Source organism: Streptomyces sp. NBC_01439 (genome assembly GCF_036227605.1).
In the GTDB taxonomy this organism is placed as follows: domain Bacteria; phylum Actinomycetota; class Actinomycetes; order Streptomycetales; family Streptomycetaceae; genus Streptomyces.
In genome coordinates this window covers 7,547,418-7,567,221 of the sequence record NZ_CP109487.1, presented here as the reverse complement: position 1 = coordinate 7,567,221, position 19,804 = coordinate 7,547,418, and the positions used below count along the sequence as shown (strand labels likewise).

General features: G+C 69.6%; 22 protein-coding genes. 5 read left to right on the top strand and 17 right to left on the bottom strand.

Annotated features, from left to right (window positions below):
- Positions 1 to 10 precede the first annotated feature (10 nt).
- The 17 genes from OG207_RS34540 to OG207_RS34460 all read right to left on the bottom strand — a co-directional run bounded on the left by OG207_RS34540 (position 11) and on the right by OG207_RS34460 (position 16,007).
- Positions 11 to 1,495 (bottom strand): aldehyde dehydrogenase family protein, encoded by a 1,485-nt coding sequence (locus OG207_RS34540; protein WP_329104095.1) that lies wholly within the window; start codon positions 1,493 to 1,495, stop codon positions 11 to 13.
- A 33-nt stretch (positions 1,496 to 1,528) separates the two neighbouring features.
- Positions 1,529 to 2,269: a type 1 glutamine amidotransferase domain-containing protein gene (locus OG207_RS34535; protein WP_329104093.1), complete on the bottom strand. Its 741-nt coding sequence runs from the start codon at positions 2,267 to 2,269 to the stop codon at positions 1,529 to 1,531.
- Positions 2,270 to 2,339: 70 nt separating this feature from the next.
- Complete coding sequence (locus OG207_RS34530; protein ID WP_329104090.1) at positions 2,340 to 3,083, bottom strand: MinD/ParA family protein; 744 nt, start codon at positions 3,081 to 3,083, stop codon at positions 2,340 to 2,342.
- Positions 3,084 to 4,340 carry a PP2C family protein-serine/threonine phosphatase gene (locus OG207_RS34525; RefSeq protein WP_329104088.1) on the bottom strand — a complete coding sequence of 419 codons (1,257 nt, stop codon included), beginning with the start codon at positions 4,338 to 4,340 and terminating at the stop codon, positions 3,084 to 3,086.
- Positions 4,322 to 4,795, bottom strand: a complete 474-nt coding sequence (locus OG207_RS34520) for an ATP-binding protein (protein WP_329104086.1) — start codon at positions 4,793 to 4,795, stop codon at positions 4,322 to 4,324. Before OG207_RS34520 ends, OG207_RS34525 begins: the two co-directional genes overlap by 19 nt.
- Positions 4,792 to 5,103 carry an STAS domain-containing protein gene (locus OG207_RS34515; RefSeq protein WP_030008825.1) on the bottom strand — a complete coding sequence of 104 codons (312 nt, stop codon included), beginning with the start codon at positions 5,101 to 5,103 and terminating at the stop codon, positions 4,792 to 4,794. The genes OG207_RS34520 and OG207_RS34515 overlap by 4 nt, the downstream gene beginning before the upstream one ends.
- Before the next feature lie 16 nt (positions 5,104 to 5,119).
- Complete coding sequence (glgX, locus tag OG207_RS34510; RefSeq protein ID WP_329104084.1) at positions 5,120 to 7,267, bottom strand: glycogen debranching protein GlgX; 2,148 nt, start codon at positions 7,265 to 7,267, stop codon at positions 5,120 to 5,122.
- Positions 7,264 to 7,614 (bottom strand): STAS domain-containing protein, encoded by a 351-nt coding sequence (locus OG207_RS34505; RefSeq protein WP_329104082.1) that lies wholly within the window; start codon positions 7,612 to 7,614, stop codon positions 7,264 to 7,266. Before OG207_RS34505 ends, glgX begins: the two co-directional genes overlap by 4 nt.
- A 37-nt stretch (positions 7,615 to 7,651) precedes the next feature.
- Positions 7,652 to 9,475, bottom strand: coding sequence for an AGE family epimerase/isomerase (locus OG207_RS34500; RefSeq protein WP_329104080.1), 1,824 nt, complete (start codon positions 9,473 to 9,475; stop codon positions 7,652 to 7,654).
- Positions 9,476 to 9,478: 3 nt separating this feature from the next.
- Positions 9,479 to 9,916: a VOC family protein gene (locus tag OG207_RS34495; protein WP_329104077.1), complete on the bottom strand. Its 438-nt coding sequence runs from the start codon at positions 9,914 to 9,916 to the stop codon at positions 9,479 to 9,481.
- Positions 9,916 to 10,527: a DJ-1/PfpI family protein gene (locus tag OG207_RS34490; RefSeq protein ID WP_030008820.1), complete on the bottom strand. Its 612-nt coding sequence runs from the start codon at positions 10,525 to 10,527 to the stop codon at positions 9,916 to 9,918. The genes OG207_RS34495 and OG207_RS34490 overlap by 1 nt, the downstream gene beginning before the upstream one ends.
- Entirely contained in the window at positions 10,520 to 12,139 is a 1,620-nt protein-coding gene (locus tag OG207_RS34485; protein ID WP_329104074.1) for a GMC family oxidoreductase, read from the bottom strand. Before OG207_RS34485 ends, OG207_RS34490 begins: the two co-directional genes overlap by 8 nt.
- 9 nt (positions 12,140 to 12,148) lie before the next feature.
- Complete coding sequence (locus tag OG207_RS34480; protein ID WP_329104072.1) at positions 12,149 to 12,532, bottom strand: nuclear transport factor 2 family protein; 384 nt, start codon at positions 12,530 to 12,532, stop codon at positions 12,149 to 12,151.
- A gap of 13 nt (positions 12,533 to 12,545) precedes the next feature.
- Complete coding sequence (locus OG207_RS34475) at positions 12,546 to 13,001, bottom strand: nuclear transport factor 2 family protein (RefSeq protein WP_030008817.1); 456 nt, start codon at positions 12,999 to 13,001, stop codon at positions 12,546 to 12,548.
- Between the two features lie 29 nt (positions 13,002 to 13,030).
- Positions 13,031 to 13,465, bottom strand: a complete 435-nt coding sequence (locus tag OG207_RS34470; RefSeq protein ID WP_329104069.1) for a nuclear transport factor 2 family protein — start codon at positions 13,463 to 13,465, stop codon at positions 13,031 to 13,033.
- A gap of 37 nt (positions 13,466 to 13,502) precedes the next feature.
- Entirely contained in the window at positions 13,503 to 15,140 is a 1,638-nt protein-coding gene (locus OG207_RS34465; RefSeq protein WP_329104067.1) for a thiamine pyrophosphate-binding protein, read from the bottom strand.
- A gap of 42 nt (positions 15,141 to 15,182) precedes the next feature.
- On the bottom strand, positions 15,183 to 16,007 hold the full coding sequence (locus OG207_RS34460) for a type 1 glutamine amidotransferase domain-containing protein (RefSeq protein ID WP_329104064.1): 825 nt from the start codon (positions 16,005 to 16,007) through the stop codon (positions 15,183 to 15,185).
- A 300-nt stretch (positions 16,008 to 16,307) separates the two neighbouring features.
- On the opposite strand from OG207_RS34460, the gene OG207_RS34455 reads away from it, so the two are divergent.
- From OG207_RS34455 to OG207_RS34435, 5 genes are all read left to right on the top strand, one after another.
- Positions 16,308 to 16,580: a UBP-type zinc finger domain-containing protein gene (locus OG207_RS34455; RefSeq protein ID WP_030011039.1), complete on the top strand. Its 273-nt coding sequence runs from the start codon at positions 16,308 to 16,310 to the stop codon at positions 16,578 to 16,580.
- Positions 16,577 to 18,307, top strand: coding sequence for an FAD-dependent oxidoreductase (locus tag OG207_RS34450; RefSeq protein ID WP_329104062.1), 1,731 nt, complete (start codon positions 16,577 to 16,579; stop codon positions 18,305 to 18,307). Before OG207_RS34455 ends, OG207_RS34450 begins: the two co-directional genes overlap by 4 nt.
- A gap of 55 nt (positions 18,308 to 18,362) precedes the next feature.
- Positions 18,363 to 18,872 (top strand): hypothetical protein, encoded by a 510-nt coding sequence (locus OG207_RS34445; RefSeq protein ID WP_329104060.1) that lies wholly within the window; start codon positions 18,363 to 18,365, stop codon positions 18,870 to 18,872.
- Positions 18,873 to 18,945: 73 nt separating this feature from the next.
- Entirely contained in the window at positions 18,946 to 19,269 is a 324-nt protein-coding gene (locus tag OG207_RS34440; protein WP_329104058.1) for a putative quinol monooxygenase, read from the top strand.
- A gap of 2 nt (positions 19,270 to 19,271) precedes the next feature.
- Positions 19,272 to 19,748, top strand: a complete 477-nt coding sequence (locus OG207_RS34435; protein ID WP_329104056.1) for a group II truncated hemoglobin — start codon at positions 19,272 to 19,274, stop codon at positions 19,746 to 19,748.
- Positions 19,749 to 19,804 lie beyond the last annotated feature (56 nt).

Below are 19,804 nucleotides of genomic sequence, written 5' to 3'. Positions count from 1 at the left end.
GGTCGCGCTCTCAGTCCATGCCGATCCAGACCGACTTGGTCTGGGTGTAGCTCTCCAGCGACTCGGGACCGCACTCGCGGCCGTAACCGGAAGCCTTGTATCCGCCGTAGGGCACGGCGGGGTCGTACTGGTTGTAGCAATTGACCCAGACCGTGCCGGCCTTGATCTGCGAGGCGACCCGGTGGGCCCGCCGCAGGTCCTTGGTGTGGACGCCGGCGGCGAGGCCGTACGCGCTGTCGTTGGCGATGCACACGGCGTCCTCCTCGGTGTCGAACGGGATGATCGACAGGACCGGGCCGAAGATCTCCTCCTGGGCGATCCGCATGCCGTTGTCGACGCCGGTGAAGATGGTCGGCAGGAAGTACAGGCCCTGACTGGAGGCGCCCTCGGGGGTCCAGCCGCTGCCGCCGGTGCGCAGGACCGCGCCTTCCTTCTCGCCGACCTCGATGTACGAGCTGACCTTGTCGAACTGTCCGCGGTGGGCCAGCGGTCCGAAGAGGGTGGCCGGGTCGCGCGGGTCGCCGGGCTTGAGGTCGGCGGCCCGGCGGACCAGGCGTTCGACCATCTCGTCGTGGATGGGGCGCTGGAGCAGGAGCCGGGAGCCGGCCGTGCAGATCTCGCCCTTGTTGTAGTAGATGCCGAAGAAGGCGAGTTCCTCGGCGGCGTCGAGGTCGGCGTCGGCGAAGACGATGTTGGCGGACTTGCCGCCGAGCTCCATCGTCACCTTCTTCAGGGTGCCGGCCGCCTTGCGGATGATGGTCTGGCCGACCGAGGTGGAACCGGTGAAGGCGATCTTGTCGATGTCGGGGTGGCCGGTGAGGGTTTCCCCCAGTTCCACGCCCGGACCGGTGATGACGTTCAGCACCCCGTCGGGGATCTCCGCCTCCTGGAAGAGCTCGGCGATCTTCAGGGCGGTCAGCGGGGTGGCCGGGGAGGGCTTGTGGACCACCGTGTTGCCCGCCGCGAGCGCCGGTGCGATCTTCGTCATCGATAGCAGCAGCGGGAAGTTGAACGGGGTGATGGCGCAGACCACGCCGAGCGGTTCGCGCAGGGTGTAGGCGAGCTGGCCGCCGGCCGGGGCGCGCGAGGAGCCGTCGACACGGGTCACGGCCCCGGCGTAGTAGTGCATGAGCTGGGCGGCCATGGGGGCGTCGACCGTGCTGGAGAACGCGAACGGCTTGCCCATGTCCACGGTCTCCAGCAGGGCGATCTCTTCCAGGTCGCGCTCGATGAGCTCACCGACCCGGTTCAGCCGCAGCGCGCGCTCCTGGGCGGACAGTCTGCTCCAGGGGCCTTCCTCGTACGCCGTACGGGCGGCGGCGACGGCCGCGTCCGCGTCCGCGGCGGCGGCCTGGGCCACCGGTACGATCTCCTGCCCGTCCACGGGGCTGATGTCCGGTTCGGTCCGGCCGTCCCGGGCCGGGACCCAGGCGCCGCCGATGAACAGTTTCCCGGGGTTGGCGAGGGGCTGGCCGCTCAGCTCACGCTTGGTCATGGCTGCCTTCCGGTTTCGGGTGCGGGGGCGGTACTAGCCCTTCGCGAGCTGCGTCAAGAAGTTCTCGGCGAGGGCCTTGGAGGAGTAGGGGTTCTGGCCGGTCGTCAGCTTGCGGTCGACGACCACGTGCGAGTCCCAGATGGCTTCGGCCTTCTCGTAGCGGGCGCCGAGCCGGGTGAGTTCGACCTCCAGGATCAGCGGGAGCCGGCCGGCCATGTTGGTGACCAGTTCCTCGCTGTGCGAGAACGCGGTCATCCGGTAGCCCTCGAAGGGCCAGCGGCCTTCGCCGTCGCGCAGTGCGAGCAGCGCGGTGTGGCCGTGGCACACGGTGGCGAGCGGCTTGTCCTGCGCGATGACCCAGCGCAGGATCTGGGCGAGCTCGTCGGACTTGGGGAGGTCTCCGATGGCGCCGTGACCGCCGCTGACGTACACGCCGTCGTAGTCCGCGACGTCCTTCTCGGTGAGGGTCTCCAGTGCGATGGGAGCTCTCAGCTGGGGGGTGTTCTCGATGGCCCGGACGTATGCGGCGGCGTTGGCCGCGTCTTCGTCCGGCGAACCCTGGGGGCGGACCCACTGGAGGAACTGGGGGTCGATGCTCGTCTGGTCGACCGTCGGTGCCCTGCCCCCGATCGTCGCCACGTCCACGTCGTGGCCGGCCGCTTTGAAGAGCGAGAAGGGCACGACGAATTCCTCGGCCCAGAATCCCGAGGGGTGCTGTTCGCCGTCGAGCAGATGCAGTGTGGCTTTGGCCGTCATGACGACGAGAATCTTCATGATTCTCTCCTTGTTCTGGATTCGCTGCCGATTCAACACGCCACCCGCGGGGGGCGTAAGGGGGATGACGTCAGGCCCGCGATACTTCGTCACGTGCGTCCAACGCCGAGATGATGGTGCGGAATTCACCGACCAGGGGGTGGTCGGGGTGGGCTTCTGCAAATATGCGCTCCCCGTACAGAGCCGCCATTTCCGGCGAGTAGGGAAGGATTCCGGCCACTGGCGCGCCGTAGACCGCCTCGGAGCGCCGGCGGGCCGCGTCCCGGTCGATGCCCTCGGGGGCCATGCTCAGGACCAGGTTCCGCCGGCAGGTCAGTCGCCCGGCGAGGGCGATGGTCTCCTCGACCCCTGAGAGGTCGATCCGGTCGGCCCGGGCCATGATCATCAGTACGTCGGCGCTCGCCATGGCGGTCACCGACTCGTTGTTGAGCCCGGCGTGGGTGTCGAGCAGCAGCACGTCGAGGGCGTAGTGCGCGGCGAGCCGGTCGAAGCCCTCCGGCAGCAGTCCGACGTCGTAGCCCCCGGCCATGATCTCGCGCAGGGCGGCCGTCCCGGTCCGGGCCGGTACGACGTACAGCCCGGGCACCCCCGTCTGCTGGGCGGTGGTCTCGATCTCGCAGCGGCCGAGCAGGTAGTCGGTCAGAGAGGCGCCGGGCCCCAGGCGGAACAGCAGGTCCAGGGTGGGTGACTGGATATCGGTGTCGACCACCCCCACCCGGCGCCCCTCGGCCGCCAGCAGCAGCGCGAGGTTCGCCACTACCGAGGACTTGCCCGTCCCACCGCGGTGCGAGTGCACGACGATGGTGCGGGTCATCTAGGCCACCACCCGGGTGCCGGCGCCGTCCGCGCGCGGCCCCCGCGCCGCGCGTGGCCGGTGCAGGGCCAGCATGGTGACGTCGTCGTGCTGTTCGGCGGTGCCGGTGTGCTCGCGCACCGCCAGGTCCATCCGGTCGACCACCTCCTTGCCGCTGACCGGTGGCCCGGCGAGCAGTTCCAGCATCCGGTCGTCGCCGAGGAAGCTGCCGCCCGGGCAGCGTGCTTCGGGGACCCCGTCGGTGAAGGCGAACAGGGTGTCGCCGGGGTCGAGCTGGGCGTAGCCGAGGGTGTAGACGCAGTCGGGCTGGATCCCGACGGCGGGCCCGGTGATGTGGAGGGCGACCGGTGGGCTGCCGTCGGCAGGCAGCAGCAGGGGCGGGTTATGGCCGCCGTTGATGTAGACCAGGCTGCCGGTGAGCGGGTCGAGCACCCCGAAGAAGAGGGTGGCGAAGTAGCCCTGCCGCAGGTGGTTGCGGGTGAGGTAGCCGTTGGTGGCGGTGACCGCGTTGAGCAGCGGGGTGGCGCCGACGACCGGGATCCGCCGGCTGCCGCCGGCGCGTCCGGCGACCAGGTGCTGTAGGCCGCTGTTCTGCGCGGTGTGCCGCAGCAGGGAGCGGATGAGCGCCATGAACAGCGCGGCTCCGACCCCCTTGTCGCAGACGTCGGCGACGACGAAGGCCAGCCGGCGGCCGCGGGAGATCTCGAAGACGTCGTAGAAGTCTCCGGCGACCTGTCGGGCGGGACGGAACCGCACGTCGATCTCCCAGCCGTCGGGGACGGGCATCGATTCGGGCAGGAAGCCCGCCTGGATCTCCCGGCCGATCTCCAGTTCCTTCTCGTAGCCCATGAGTTCGGCGCGTGCGTCGGCCTCCCGCAGGGTGCGGCCGAGTCCGGCGCGCTCCGAGCAGCTGTGCAGCCGGGCCCCGACGAGGGCGGGCAGGAAGGGCGGTACGAGGTAGTCGTGCCCGATCCGGACGTGTTCCTCCAGGGCGGCGAACTCCGTCACGGTCCAGACGACCACGATGGGGGCCCCGGCCCAGCGGCGCAGCCGGCGGACGGCCGTGCGCACCGCCTCCCCGTCGGACTCCGCCGGGGCGAGCAGCACGTCCGCGACGGGCAGCAGTTCCAGCGCGCCTTCGCGCAGCTCCGTCAGGGAGCGGGTGACGAGTGCCGCGTCCATCGTCCGCAGGGCGTCGAGCAGCTCGGGCGGCGGTGGCGGGTACGCGTCGAGGATGATCACGGTCGTGGAGGGCATCGGTGGGTCCCCTCAGCCTTCACAGTCAGGGTGCTGATGTTGCGGCCGTCCCTGTGTGCGTAGCCGAACTCGTCCACGCTGGTCAGTGCCAGGTGGATGCCGAGGCCGCCGATCCGCCGGTCCTGCGGGGGGACCCCGTGGGCGGGCGGCAGGCGGCCTTCGACGGGGTCGAAGGGGGGTGCGGTGTCCTCGATGACGATCTGCACCCCGTCCGGGCCGGAGCGGCCACGGACGCTGATCCGTCCGCCGCCGCCCCGGTACCCGTGCATCACGACGTTCGTGGCCAGTTCGTCCACGGCCAGCCGGAGCCGGTAGGCGGCGCCCTTGTCCAGGCCCGCCGCTCCGGCCAACCGCATGACGAACGAGGCGATTTCGCCCAGTGCCCCCACCGTTGCGGGCACTTCCAGCGCGCAGGACTTCCTCGCCAGTTCGACCATGTCAGTCACGGTGGTCACTCATCGGAGAGAACGATGCTCCGGTCGAGCCCGGCCGTCCGGATGGTCCGGGACACGGGCTCGATGGCACCGACCACCTTGATGGTGACGTCGTTCGCGACCTTCTGCTGGGCGAAGACCAGGGAGCGCAGTCCGGCGCTGGCCATGTAGCCGACGCCGGCCATCCTGATCTCGACGGTCTGCGTGCCGTGGCCGGCGGCCTTCTCGATGGTCCGGTGGAAGTCCGGCGCGGTCTTGGCGTCCAGCTCGCCCGTCAGTTCGATCACGGTGGTGTCGCCCTCGATGCTCAGGGACACGGAAAGCGGCATGTCAGGTCTCCTTCGGTCAGGGCGTGTCGAGGTCCTCGGAAGCGTTCGTGCGGCCCACCAGGATCACCACCGAGCGCGGGCCGATCAGGTACTTCCCGGCGTTGTCCAGCTCCTGCTCGGCTCCGGGGGTGCGGATGTCGTACGGTGCTTCGGCCCCGGTGTCGGCGAACAGGTGCCAGCTCCGGCCTCCCGGCAGGGCGGGCAGCTCCAGGTCGTGCGACTCCCAGTGCGCGTTCATGGCCACGTACACCACGTCGTCGTCGCCGGTGCCGCAGCGGGCCACCGCCAGCAGCCGGCTCTCGGCCGACCAGTCGGGCTGCCAGGCCCGCTCCCCGTGCCAGCTGATGTCCGGCAGGCCCAGGTGCTCGCGGACCTGGCCGGTGGGGTGGGCGGTGGATCGCAGTTCGCGGTGGTGCTTGCGGAACTCGATCATCTCCCGCGTGAACCGGAGCAGTTCGGCGTTGTCGTCGACCTGGTCCCAGTCGAACCAGGAGAGCTCGTTGTCCTGGCAGTAGGTGTTGTTGTTGCCCTGCTGGGTGCGGGCGACCTCGTCCCCGGCCAGCAGCATCGGGATGCCCTGGCTGGTGAAGAGGATCGCGAGGGCGTTCTTCATCTGCCGGGTGCGCAGCGCGTTGATCTCCGGGTCGTCGGTGGGTCCCTCGGCGCCGCAGTTCCAGCTGTTGTTGTCGTTGGCGCCGTCGTTGTTGTGCTCGCCGTTGGCGTCGTTGTGCTTGTCGTTGTAGGAGACCAGGTCGGCGAGGGTGAAACCGTCGTGCGCGGTCAGGAAGTTGACCGAGGCCGCGGTGCCGCGGGTGGCGTACAGGTCGGGCGAGCCGGCGATCCGGGTGGCCAGCTCGCCGGTGACGCCGGGGTCGCCCTTGAGGAAGCTGCGCACGGTGTCGCGGTACTTGCCGTTCCACTCGGCCCAGCGGCCGTAGGCCGGGAAGTTGCCGACCTCGTAGAGGCCGCCGGCGTCCCAGGCTTCGGCGATGAGCTTGGTGTGCCGCAGGACGGGGTCGTAGGCGAGCAGTTCCAGCAGCGGCGGGTTGGGCAGCGGGGTGCCGTCCAGGGCCCGGCCGAGGATGGCCGCCAGGTCGAAGCGGAAGCCGTCGATGTGGTAGTCGGCGACCCAGTGGCGCAGGCAGTCGAGCACGTAGTTGCGCACGACGGGGTGGTTGCAGTTGACGGTGTTGCCGGTGCCGCTGAAGTTGAAGTAGTACCCCTCGGGCGTGAGCATGTAGTAGGTGGCGTTGTCGAGCCCCTTGAAGGAGATCGTCGGGCCCTGTTCGTTGCCCTCGGCGGTGTGGTTGAAGACGACGTCGAGGATGACCTCGATGCCGGCCGCGTGCAGGTCCTTGATCAGGGTGCGGAACTCGTCGCCCTGCATGCCGTAGCGTCCGGTGGCCGCGTAGCCGGCCTTGGGCGCGAAGAACGAGACGGTGTTGTAGCCCCAGTAGTCGAAGAGCTGCTCGCCCGTCTCCGGGTTGGTGCGCGGGTTGTCGCTCTCGTCGAACTCGAACACCGGGAGCAGCTCGATGCAGTTGATCCCGAGTTCCTTCAGGTACGGGATCTTCTCGCGCAGGCCTGCGAAGGTGCCGGGTGCGGTGACCTGCGAGGAGGGGTGCCGGGTGAAGCCGCGCACGTGGGTCTCGTACACGACGAGGTCCTCGGCGGGGATGCCCAGCGGGGTGTCGTCGCCCCAGTCGAAGTCCTGGAGGCAGACGCGGGAGCGGTACTGGTAGCCGCGGCTGCGGTCCGGCTCCACGCCCCACACGTCGCGGCCGGCGATCAGCCGGGCGTAGGGGTCGGAGAGGATCTGCCGGGCGTCGAAGCGGTGGCCGGTGACCGGGTCGTAGGGGCCGTCGGCCCGGTACCCGTACTCGATGTTCTCGTGGTCGAGGCCGAAGACGGTCATGGCGAAGACGCTGCCGGTGCGGAATTCCTCGGGGAACTCCAGTTCGGCCATGGGTTCGGGTTCTCCGCGCTTGAAGATGACCAGGGTCATGGAGGTGGCCTGGTCGGAGAAGACGGAGAAGCTGACCCCGCCGGGGACCACGTTGGCCCCGAAGGGGAACGGTTTGCCCGCGCGGACGCGGTACCCGCCCACCTCGTGGGTCGGGTACGCGTCAACGCGCAGCACCTGCTCGGACCGGGTCTCGGTCATCGCGCGGCCCTGGCCTTGGCCTTGGCCGCCGCGGCGACGGCCTCGCCGGTCTCGAAGAAGTCCAGGAACCCGGTGGCCGACATGACGAACCGGACTTCTTCGCTCACCCCGTAGAGGGTGACGGCGACGCCGGCGTGCTGCGCCTCGCGGTAGACCACGAGCAGGGTGCGCAGGCCCGCGCTGGAGACGTAGGTGACCGCAGTGAGGTCGATCTTCAGCGGCTTGCCCTCGCGGACCAGCGGCAGCAGTGCCTGGAGCAGCGAGCCGGATGTTTCGCTGTTGATCTCGCCGGTGGCGACGAGCACGGTGCCCGTCTTGTTCCGGCGTTCCTTGACGTTGAGAGTCATTGCATTCCCCTCTAGTTGGGGCGCCCCCCGTTGAGCGCTACTTCTTGGCGACCGGACGAAGCCGGACCTTGACCTTCACGCGGCCCTGCACGTCGGGCAGCCGGACGGTGAGGGCGTCGGCGTCGAAGTCGGTGTACGGCTTCTCGTCGATCTCCACGGACGCGATCTTCACCGAACCGGCGGGAAGCAGGTCGGGCGAGACGCGCAGGATGCGGTCGGGCAGGTTCGTCGGGTCGGGCTGGAAGTGGAAGTCCATCTCCCGGCCGTTGATGAGCAGGTTGTTGTACACGGCGGAGAGGTAGCAGAGCTCCGCCGAGTGGTACATGGACATCGAGTGGCTGCCCTTGAGCCGCTCGGTGCCGAGCAGGTACGGCGTACCGCTCGCGAGCACGTTGAAGTAGACGGCTCCCTCGTCGTGGTCGAGGAAGAAGGTGTTGTAGAAGGCCTGCGCCTGCCGGGCCTCGCGCAGGTTCGCGTCGCCGCCGACCGTGCCGTTCAGGATGAGGTAGGCGAGGATCGCCTGCTCCTGCTGCCACCAGGCCTTGCGGTCGTGCCAGGCGAACCGGTACGCCTCCTGGTCGCCCTCCTTGATCCGCTCGACGACGTCGTACCAGCCGCCGCGCTGCACGTCGCTGCCGACCGCCGGCATGATCTCGCCGATTTTCTTGGCGAGCTGCTCGTACTCGGGCTTGGCCTTCAGCGAGTTCATCCGCATCAGGTTCCAGGCGATCTTCAGGTTGTGGCCGACCACCGCGCGGTTCTGCTGCCAGCTGTGCGCGGTGTCGTGCGACCAGTCGCGGAAGAAGCGCTCCTGGACGAAGGGGCTGTTCTTGTAGTCCGGGAACTTGTTCGCGATGGTGTCGAAGGTGTACTCGAGGAAGACGGCGTACTTCTGGTCGCCGGTCGCCAGGTACAGGTTGATCAGGTAGGCGGGCGCGTGGTCGCCGACCGAGTTCCAGTTCTTGCGCTCGGCGTTCTCACCGAGGGACTCGTGGTCGGCGCTGAAGAGGATCGGGTCGATGTGCGAGTAGTAGCCGCCCTGCTCCGGGTCGAAGAAGAACTTGTCGAACAGCCTGATGGTGGCGTCCGCGTCGTTCTTGATCCGGACGTCGCCGGTGACCCGGTAGGTCTGGATGGGGCCGGCCAGCGCGTAGATCTGCTCGTACATCGGGATCGCGTCGTAGTCGTCGGAGAACTCCGAGGTGAAGAGCTTGCGCTCGCTGTCCCCGTCGACGCTGATGCCGTGGTACCAGAAGACCACGTCCTCCTCGCTGTCCACGACCCGCATGTGCTTGCGCAGGTACTCGGTGCCGCGCTCGGCGACCTCCAGGTACTCGTCCTTGCCAGTCAGCAGGTAGGCCGAGGCCATGCCGTAGACCAGGCGGGAGATCGTGTCGGTCTCCTGGACGTGGCTGGCGGTCTTGTCGCCGCCGAGCCGGATCTCGGTGCGGTACTCGGTGAAGTCCACCGGCCCGTCGCCGAACTGCGCCCGCTTGTAGAAGTCGGCCAGGGATTCGATCTGCTTGATCCACCAGCTGGGCTCCTCGAACCGGTAGTCCTCGGACCCGCGGCCCAGGAAGACCAGGCGCTTGGCGTCGAAGCTCCCGCCGCGCTCCGGGTAGTGCACCCCGTAGACGAAGAGGAACCGCCCGGGCGAGAGCATCTCGTCGATGTGCCCGGAGGCGTCGATGTAGGGCTCGTCCAGGTTGCGCACCAGCTCGGCGCTGGGGTCACCGGCGAGGGAGACGTCGAACTCGCGCCCGTCGGAGGTCCTCAGCCCCAGCAACCGGGCCCCGGAGTCGAAGCGGGTGACGTATCCCGCGATCGTGTCGGAGAAGGAGAAGGTCACGGCGTCAGCCATGGGTCACGCACCGTCCTTGTCGTGAGAGCCGTCGTCCTCGTACCCCTGGCTGACCTCGACGATGACCCCGTCGGGATCGCGGACCCACACGGTCCGCCAGCCGCAGATGAAGTCGTCGAAGTCCAGCGGTCCCAGGGTCACTTCCGCCGCGTCGCCCAGCTCGGCCAGGAACGCGTCCACGCTGTCGGTCTGGAAGGCCAGGTGGCGCATCCGTCCGGGGGCCCCCGGACCGTCCTCGTGCGCCGGGCGGGCCGGTTCGGTCCCGCCGGCCGCGAAGAGCTCCAAGTACGCGTCCCCCTTGCGCAGGAACACGATCTGAGCCTCCCCGAGGTCGACGACCCGGGCCCGGGCGAAGCCGAAGTACCGGGTGTAGAACTCCTCGGTGGTCTTCTGGTCCGTGCAGTTCAGGCCCACGTGGGACCACCGCAGCCCGGCGGCCATCAGCCGGCCCCCCGGCCCCGGCCGGCCGCGATCAGTTCGATGATCCGGCGGGCGAACAGGTGGTGGTGGGCTCCGGTGCGGCCGGTGACCAGGTCCCCGTCGACCACCACGTCCTCGTCGACGTACTCGCCGCCCATGTTCCGGACGTCACCGATGAGGTTGTTGTGGCAGACCACCTTGCGGCCCCGGATCTTGTCCGGGATCGAGGAGGCCAGCCACATTCCGTGGCAGATGATCCCCTTGAGGACCGTCGGCTCCTCGAAGGCCCGGCGCAGCAGCTCGGTCGCCGGGGCGAGGACGTCCACGTCCTCGGTGTAGCGCAGCCGGTCGGCCACCATGCCGGAGGGCACGATGATCGCCGCGTACCGGCGCAGCTCCGCGTCGCTCAGCCCCTCCAGGGACTGCGTGGCGGTGAAGGGCGCCCGGTACTCGTGTCCGGTGAAGGTGATGGAGTCGTTGCCCCACAACCGGGTCAGGAAGTCGACCTCGGCGCCCTCCTCGGCGAACCGGTGCTGGTAGTAGAAGATCTCCGGCTCGTAGTAGTCGCTCTCGACCAGGACCGCGATCCGGGTCCCGGACAGCGCGCCCTCGCGCAGCACCGCGTCAGACACGGGAGGCTCCCTTCAGGAAGTCCGCCGCGCGCTCGGCGATCATCGCGATGGCGGTATGGCAGTTGCCGGACGGGACCGCGGGCATCACGCTCGCGTCGACCACGCGCAGGTTGCGTACGCCGTGCACCCGCAGCTCGGGGTCGACGACGGAGAAGTCGTCGATGCCCATGCGGCAGGAGCCGGCCTGGTGGTGGTAGCTCTCCGACTTCTGCTTCGCGAAGGTCGCCAGGTCGTCGTCGCTCGCGTAGCCGGGGCCGGGCTGCAGCTCCTGCTTGTACCAGGGCGAGAAGGCGGAGGTCGCGAAGATGTCCCGGGCGATCTTGATGCCCTGCACCATCCGTTCCAGGTCCCACCGGTCGCCCAGGTAGTTCGGGTTGATCAGCGGGTGGGCCAGCGGATCGGCGCTCGCCAGCTTGATCGAGCCGCGCGAGACGGGCCGTACGACACCGGGCAGGATGGACACCGTGTTGGGGTGGTCCCGGCCGACGATCACGTCGAACGGCACGTGGACGAAGGCGATCTGCAGGTCGGGGGCGGGCAGCCCGGGCCGCGAGGACAGGAATAGAGCGCTCTCCGACAGGTTCTGCGCCGGCGGCGGGAGCTCCTGGGTGACCTCGGCCATCAGCCCGGTCAGGACGTGGTTGTGGAAGTTCTCGCCGACCCCGGGCAGGGCCGCGGTGACCTCGATGCCGTGCTCGCGCAGCTGCTCCGGGTGGCCGATGCCGGAGAGCAGCAGCAGCTTCGGGGACTCGATCGCCCCGGCCGCCACGATCACCTCTCGGCGGGCCCGTACGGTGTGCAGGCCGGGCGCCGCGACGCTGCTGTGGCCGTCCCGGACGGTGCGGCCCGGGGCGTCGCTGTCCGAAAGCGTGGCGGGGGGCTGGAGCTGGACGTACTCGACGCCCGTGCAGGTGTCCCCGTCGAGCAGCAGCCGGGTGCTCTGCGCGTTGGTGCGCAGGGTCAGGTTGGCGCGCCGCAGCGCCGGCTCCAGATAGGCGGCCAGGGTGCCCTGGCGGCGGCCGTCGGCCACGTCGATGTGGTGCCAGCCGGTGCCGAAGAGGCCGCGCCGGGGGCCGTCCGTGTTGAAGTCGGCGATCTCCTGGTGGCCCAGTTCGACGGCGGCGTCGATGAAGGCTCGGGAGACCGGGTTGGGGCCGTGCCGGCCGGCGTTGGTGATCCGCTGCGGGCCGCGGGTGCCCGTGGTGGCGGCGGTGACGTCCTCCTGGCCCTCCAACAGGGCGAAGTAGGGCAGCACGTCCTCGTAGGACCAGCCGGCGGCGCCCTGGTAGGCCCAGTTGTCGAAGTCCGAGGCGTGGCCGCGGATGTGCATCATGATGTAGAGGTTGCTGCTGCCGCCCGGGGCCTTGCCGCGCGGTTCGTACGTCCGGCGGCCACCGAGTCCGGGCTGCGGGGTACTGGTGTAGCCCCAGTCCACCGGCCCGCCGAGGAGCTTGTACCAGGAGGACGGATCGTCCACCTCCGGCGGGATGCGGGGGCCGCCCGCCTCCAGGACCAGCACGGAGACGTCCGGGTCCTCGGAGAGCCGGTCGGCCAGCACGCTGCCGGCGGTGCCGGATCCCACGACGACGTAGTCGTACTCTTCGACGCTCACGGCTCCCCCTCAGCCCTGGCTCAGCACCTGGAAGGGAACCGTGTCGTGGTAGTTCGCCATGTAGGCGATCTTTCCGTCCACGATCCGGAAGAAGTTCATGACCTCGGCCTCGATGGCCTCGCCGGAGGCGCTGACCGCGGTCAGGTGCGAGACGGCCGCGGCCTTCTCACCGTCGACGAGGAAGTGCACGGGCTCGTTCCGGAAGGCCCGGTACATCGTGCCCATGCCCTTCATCATCGAGCGCAGCACCTCCAGACCCTCGATGTGGCCGGCGAGCTGCTCGTCCATCACCTGGTCGTCGGCGAACAGGTCGCACCAGCGGTCCCAGTCCCCGGCGTTGGCGTACTCGTAGTACTTCCGAAGGATTTCGGTGTGGCTCTCGTATCGGTCCATCGCGTTCGACCCCCTATCGGTCCCTGCGGGTTCCGTCCGGCGCGAACGGCGCCCAGAATTGGCTGAAGGCGGTCGCCGAGTCCCCGAAGAGGCCGTCCCGGCCCTCGACGATCCGGCCGCCGCGCCACCGCATGAAGTGGAAGACCGGGTAGTCCATCCGCTCGTACGGGGACGTGCTCGTCTCGTCCGCGCCGTCCCGCAGGGCCACGTTGCGGCACACGTCGGCGCTGCAGTCCTCGCCGACGAGGACGGCCTGGATGTCCATCCGGAAGGTGCCGCCCGTGAGCTTGTGGGTCTGCCCCATCAGCTCCAGGAAGGCGTCCAGGCTCTCGTACCAGCCGGCCAGCGGGTGGCTGCCCGGCACCAGCCAGCGCAGGTCCTCGGAGTAGTACTCGAGGATGCGCGCCCGGTCGCCGGAGCCGAGGGCGGCGTAAGCCGCCTCGACCCGCTCCCGTGTCACTTCGGTCATCGTCGCTCCTCCTTCGTCGGCGCGCGCTCTCAGAGCGAGCCGGAACCGGGCATCGGCGCCAGGTCGTTGACGGTGTACTGCTTGATCAGCGGTCCGTCCGGACCGGCCACGACCGTCCAGGTCTGGTCGGCGTCGAAGCCGAGCCACTGGCTGCGGGCGGCTGGCGGGTCCCAGATCTTCGCCTGCCAGTTGACGAGGACCCGGACGACCGCCCGGTCGCCCTCGATGACGGGCTCCACCTTGGTGACGGTGTGGACCTCGTCGAAGAAGCGGTTGGTCACGGCCGCGTACCAGCGGCCGAACCCCTCGTGTCCGAGGAAGGTGTCCTCGGGAACCTTGAACTCCAGGTCCTCGGTGATCAGGGCGAGCACGTCGTCCAGACCCACGTGCTGGTCCAGCGCCACGTACCAGTTCTCGGCGAAACTGCGGATCGCGTCCTCGGTCAGCTGCCGCTCGGCGGGCATGCGCTCTCCTCCTGTCCGTGCTGCGTGAGTGCTCTGGTCAGATCTGGACGTCCACGAGGAACGGTCCGGGGTGGGACAGCATCCGGCCCACGGCGGCGACCGCCTCGTCCGGCTTCTCCACGCGCATCCCACCGGCGCCGAGCGACCGGGCCAGCCCGGCGAAGTCGATCTCGGGGTGGGAGAGGTCGAAGGAGTGCGGGAAGCCGTGTTCCGGGATGTCCCGCTCCCGCCAGTACTGGGCGATGTTGTCGTCCAGCAGCCGATACTTGCGGTTGTTGCACACCACGAACTTGGCGTCGATGCCGTGCCGGGCCGCCGTCCACAGCGCCTGGTACGTGTACATGGACCCGCCGTCGCCCGCGAAGCCGACCACCAGCCGCTCCGGCCGGGCCAACTTCGCCCCGACCGCGCCCGGGAAGCCCACGCCGAGCGAGCCGCCCCGGGTGAGGTGGTAGTCGCCGGGGCGCTCCGCCGGCAGGTAGCGGGTGACCAGCGGCGAGGTGGTCAGCGCCTCGTCGAAGACGATCAGGTCCCCGCCGGTGCGCTCGGCCAGGGTCTTCAGGAAGACGGCCATCGGCGTGCCGTCGTCCGGGGCCGAGCGCACCGCGCGGGCCCGCTCCCGGGTCCGTACGTCGAGGCGCGCGGCCGCCACGGCCCGCTGCTGCGGACCGAGCCGCCGCTCCAGTACGCCGGCCAGCGCGCGCAGCGCCTGCTTGGGATCCGCGGCCAGGCCCAGGTCCACCGGATGGTTCTTGGCGATCTCGTAGGCGTTGAGGTCGATGTGGACGACCTTGGCGCCCGCCCGGAAGGGGCTCTCCAGCTCGGGGAAGACCTCCGGGAAGACATAGGTGCCGACGATCAGCACCCCGTCGGCGTCCCCGACGAGCTCCTTGCTGTGCGGGCCGAACATGTGCCCGGTCTGGCCCCGCCGCAGCGGGTGCGAGGCCGCGATGTTCACCTCGGACGAGTCGACCTCGTACACGTCGGCGCCCAGCAGCTCGGCGACGGCGACGAGCTCGTGCTGCGCCCCGGAGAGCGCGACCCCGTCCCCGACCAGCACGATCGGCCGCTCGGCGGAGGCGAGCAGCTCGGCCGCCCGCCCCACCGAGGCCGGCGAGGGCGACACGTCGGTGAGCACCTGCGTGGAGGGCAGGACCGGCTCGGAGTTGAGCTCGTCCAGCACGTCCATGGGCAGCGCCACGAAGACGGGACCGCGGGGCGGGGTGAGCGCGATCTTCACCGCCCGCCGGACGGTGCGGAGCACGGACCGCGGGTCGGTGACCCGGGTCGCGTACTTGGTCACCGGCTTGGCCAGCGCCACCAGGTCGCATGCCATCTGCGCGTCCATGGCGTCGTAGCGCACCCCGGCGTCACCGGCGACCACGACGAGCGGGGTGTGCCCGCGCAGCGACTGGTAGAGCATGCCGATGCCGTTGCCCAGGCCGACGCCGGAGTGCAGCTGGAGCAGCGCCGCCCCGCCGGTCGCCCGGGCGTACCCGTCGGCGATGCCGGCGGCCACGGTCTCCTGGAGGGCGAGGACGTAGGTGAAGTCCTCCGCCGCGTCCACCGCGTCGAGGAATCCCTGTTCCACCGTCCCCGGATTTCCGAACATCACCTTCAGGCCGTCGGCCTTGAACTGCTCGATCAGCCTTTCCCGTCCGGGAGTGGCTTCCATGAATTCCCCCTCAACTCTGAGATTTCCCTGCGGCTTCCGGGATCACCAGCCGTATCGGGTGAGACCGTCCTCCAGGACTTCCACGATCTTCTGCCCCGTGAGATACGAGTCGGGGGTGGAGCGTCCGGTGACGAAGGGGAAGTCGACGATGACCGATACCGGCTTGCCGAAATTCCCGTGGTACGCGCCGCGTGGGCCCGTCGCATCGCGCAGGATGTACTCCAGCGGATACGGCGGCGGCCCCATGTTGAAGTCGGTACCGAGGAATCCGGTGCCGTCCTTGTAGTCGTACTCCTTGCAGTGGCCGGTCACGTGCTTGCCCCAGATGATGCTCCGGCGGTCGCCCCAGTCCCGGGCGAAGGCCAGGCAGGCGACGCCGTAGCACTCGGCGGCGACGACCTTGCCGGCCTTCTGGAAGGCCAGGATCAGGGCGTGCACGCGCTCGTTGTTGGCGAGGTCCACGATCGGGCCGCTGCCGCCGACGATGAGGATCGCGTCGTACCCGGCGATGTCGGCGTCGAGTTTGTCGAGATCGCGGTGGTACTGCTCCAGCTTGGGCAGATAGCCCTCGTCGCTCGTGTACGGACGCTCGGGGACCCACGCCTCGATGTCGAGCGGCGAGTCCAGCCGGCTCGACTGCTCGAACTCCCGACCCAGCCGGGCGTTCTCCTCAGTGGTGACCGAGCGTCCCAGCGGGGGATCGATGTAGTTCGCGTCGAGGCTCGGCGGAAGAGCGTGTGCACGCTTTCCGGTCGGCGTGGCGAATATGACCTCGTAGCCCCGCTCGTCGAACTTCGATACGGGGCCTATCAGTTCCTCGGCCCAGTATCCGTGTTCGGAGACAATGACCAGAATCCTTCTGCTCACGTATTCCTCCAGGCGCCGCCTGTTGTCGTTGGCGTTCCCCACACTGGCCGCGCCCAGGGGCTTCGTCAAAGCGCTGGTGTGCGACTTCGTGAGGTAGCGGGCCAGCTCGTGGCAGCACCTCAGGAAGTCGTCCGCAGACGTCAGGAAGTAGCCTCAGGACTACCTGACTTCGGCCGAATCGATGAACCGTTCCGGTGGCTCCGCCCTATGGTCTGGACGCGCCGTGAATCAGAGGCGCACGAGCCGACTTGATGAACGAGCAACAGCACGGGCAAGAGCACGAGGAGAGGGACGGGGACGATGACGATGGACCTGTTGTGCACACACATCGATCAGATACGTCCGGTGAAACCCACGGCCGTGGGCTGCGAGGAGTGCCTCATCGCCGGCGACACCTGGGTGCACCTGCGGATGTGCCTCAGCTGCGGGCACGTCGGATGCTGCGACTCGTCGAGGAACCGTCACGCAACCCGGCACTACCGGACCACCGAGCACGCCATCGCGGCCTCCCACGAGCCCGGCGAGGACTGGGCCTGGTGCTACGCCGACCAGCTGATGCTGGACCCGGCATGAGCGCGGCCCCGGAGGGTTCCGCCGCCACCACCGCCACCTCTGCGTCCTCGGCCGCCGAACGCGCGGAGCACAAGAAGCCGGTCATCCTCGCCGTGGACGACGACCCGCAGGTGCTGCGCGCGGTCCGCCGCGACCTGCGCAGCGCCTACGGTGACCGCTACCGGGTGCTCGGCGCCTCCTCGGCGGCCGACGCCCTGAAGATCCTGGACTCCCTCGACGAGCGCGGCCACGACCCGGCGCTGTTCCTCGTGGACCAGCGCATGCCGGACGTGACCGGCGTCGAGTTCCTGCTGGAGGCGGTCAGCCGCTTCCCGGACGCCCGCCGCGTGCTGCTGACGGCCTACGCGGAGACCGACGCCGCGATCACCGCCATCAACCGGGTCCGACTGGACTACTACCTGCTCAAGCCCTGGGACCCGCCGCACGAGCGGCTCTTCCCGGTCCTGGACGACCTACTGTCGGACTGGCTGGCCACCTACCGGCCGGCGTACGACGGGATCATCGTCGCCGGCCACCTCGTCTCCCCGGGCACCCACGCCGTGCGGGACTTCTTCACCCGCAACGGCCAGCCGTTCCGCTTCCTCAACGTCGAACGGGACCCCGAGGCGTTGACCCTGATCGCCGCCCAGCCCGACGGGGCGCTCCCCCTCGTCCGCTTCCCGGACGGATCGGTGCTCTCGGCTCCGACCGACACCCAACTCGCCCAGCGCCTGGGCCTGGCGACCACCGCCTCCCGCCCGCACTACGAGTGCGTCATCGTCGGCGCGGGCCCGGCGGGCCTGGCGGCGGGCGTCTACTCGGCCTCGGAGGGCCTGTCGACCCTCATGCTGGACTCCCGCGCCCCGGGCGGCCAGGCGGGCACGTCCAGCCTGATCGAGAACTACCTCGGCTTCCCCTCGGGCCTCTCGGGCGGCGACCTGACCCGCCGGGCCACCATCCAGGCCTCCCGGTTCGGCGCCGAGATCCTGCACCCCGTGGAGGTGGTCTCGCTGACCCGGGACGACCCGGCCAAGATCCTGACCCTGGCGGACGGCACGGAGATCTCCGCCGAGACGGTGCTGCTGGCCACCGGGGTCTCGTACAACCGCCTCGAGGCCCCCGGCGCGGACCGCTTCGAGGGGGCCGGCCTCTACTACGGCGCGGCCACCACCGAGAGCTCCGCCTGCATCTCCCAGCACGTGTTCATCGTCGGCGGGGCCAATTCCGCGGGCCAGGCGGCGGTGCACTTCGCCAAGTACGCCGCCCGCGTGACCATCCTGGTCCGCGCGGCCTCCCTGGACGCGAGCATGTCCCGCTACCTGATCGACGAGATCGACCGCACCCCGAACATCGAGGTGAAGGTGCGCACGACGGTGGTCCGACTGGACGGCGAGGAGCACCTCGAACGCCTCACCCTCCACGATGCGGACACGGGCGAGGACACCGAGGTCCCGGCCCGCTTCATGTTCACCTTCATCGGCGCCCGCCCGCACACCGACTGGCTCGCGGGGGTCGTCGAGCGCGACGAGTACGGCTTCGTCCTCACCGGCTCGGACCTGATCTCGAACGGCGGCGAACTGCCGGCCGAGTGGAGCCTGGAGCGCGCCCCGTACCCCCTGGAGACGAGCGTCCCGGGAGTCTTCGCGGCGGGCGACGTCCGCGCCCACTCGGTCAAACGGGTCGCTTCGGGGGTGGGCGAGGGAGCCATGGCCGTCTCGCTGATCCACCGCTACCGCTCGATGGGCTGAGAGCGAACGCCGCGCGCCTTGCGATCAAGGGCGCAGCGGATGCAACGTTGATTACATGATTACAGCCGAACAGAGCGAACAGCTCCGCGCGTGGTTCGCCGAGCGCCTGCCGGTCGACGTCTACGAGTCCCTGGACTCGGTCACCCTCGACCGCGAGGAGATCACGGTCGTCGGCGTCATACCGGCGGCCGAATCGGTCAAGGAGTTCCGCGAACGCACCCGCGAACAGCGCGTCGAAGTGGCCCGCGAGGCCGAAGAGCTCTACCGCCGGAAGGTCGCCTGGGGCGTGCGGGTGGGTGGGGAGACGACCCTGTTCACCCACCTCGCCGTCCCGGTGATGACCCGTCTGCGCCAGTCCGAGCGCCAGGTGCTCGACACCCTGGTCGCCGGCGGCGTGGCCCGCAGTCGGGCCGACGCCCTCGCCTGGTGCGTCCGACTCGTCGGCCGCAACACGGACGAGTGGCTGACCGAGCTGCGCGGCTCCCTGGACGAGGTCCAGCGGGTCCGCGCCCAGGGACCCGACGTCTCCGAACCGACCGACTCCATGAAGTCCGGGTCCGAATGAGGAATCCGCCCCACGGCGGCGCGTGATCGAGTAAGGCTGGCGACGACCGACACCCAGGGAGAGGCACGCACCCATGACCACCACCGTCGAATACATCCGCTACCGGATCGCATTGGACGACCAGTCGGCCTTCGAGGACGCGTACGCCCGGGCCGCCGAGTCCCTGGCCGCTTCGCCCGAGTGCATCGACTACGAGCTGGCCCGCTGCGAGGAGGAGAAGGAGCGCTACATCCTGCGGATCCGCTGGACCTCGATCGAGGACCACCTGAACGGGTTCCGCAAGGGCGAGCACTTCCCCGCCTTCTTCGGCGCGATCCGTCCGTACGTGACGGCCATCGAAGAGATGCAGCACTACCTCGTGACGGGCGTCGCGGGCACGGGAAAGGCCGCCGGATAACGATGAGCACCACACCCACCATCTACGAGTGGATGGGCGGAGCGGAGGCGATGGACCGCCTCACGGACGCCTTCTACGCCCACGCCCTGCAGGACGAGGTCCTGGCCCCGGTCTTCGCCGGCATGGACTCCGAACACCCGCAGCACGTCGCGGTCTGGCTGTCGGAGGTCTTCGGCGGCCCGTCGGACTACACCGCCCACCACGGCGGCCACCAGCACATGGCCACCAAGCACCTGGGCCGGGCGATCACCGAACGGCAGCGCCGCCGCTGGGTGGACCTGCTGATGGACACGGCCGACGAGGTCGGCCTCCCGACGGACCCGGAATTCCGGGGCGTGTTCGCGTACTACATCGAGTGGGGCACGCGGATGGCCCTGATCTACTCGGGCCCCAACCCACCCCCGGTCGACGCGGCCAAGATCCCGGTCTGGTCCTGGGGCCAAACCCCACCCTGGATCCCCAACACCCCCCAGGACTGACCCCCGGGGGCAGGCCCCGCGGCCTGCCCCCGCCCCACCAACCCGGCCCCACCGGC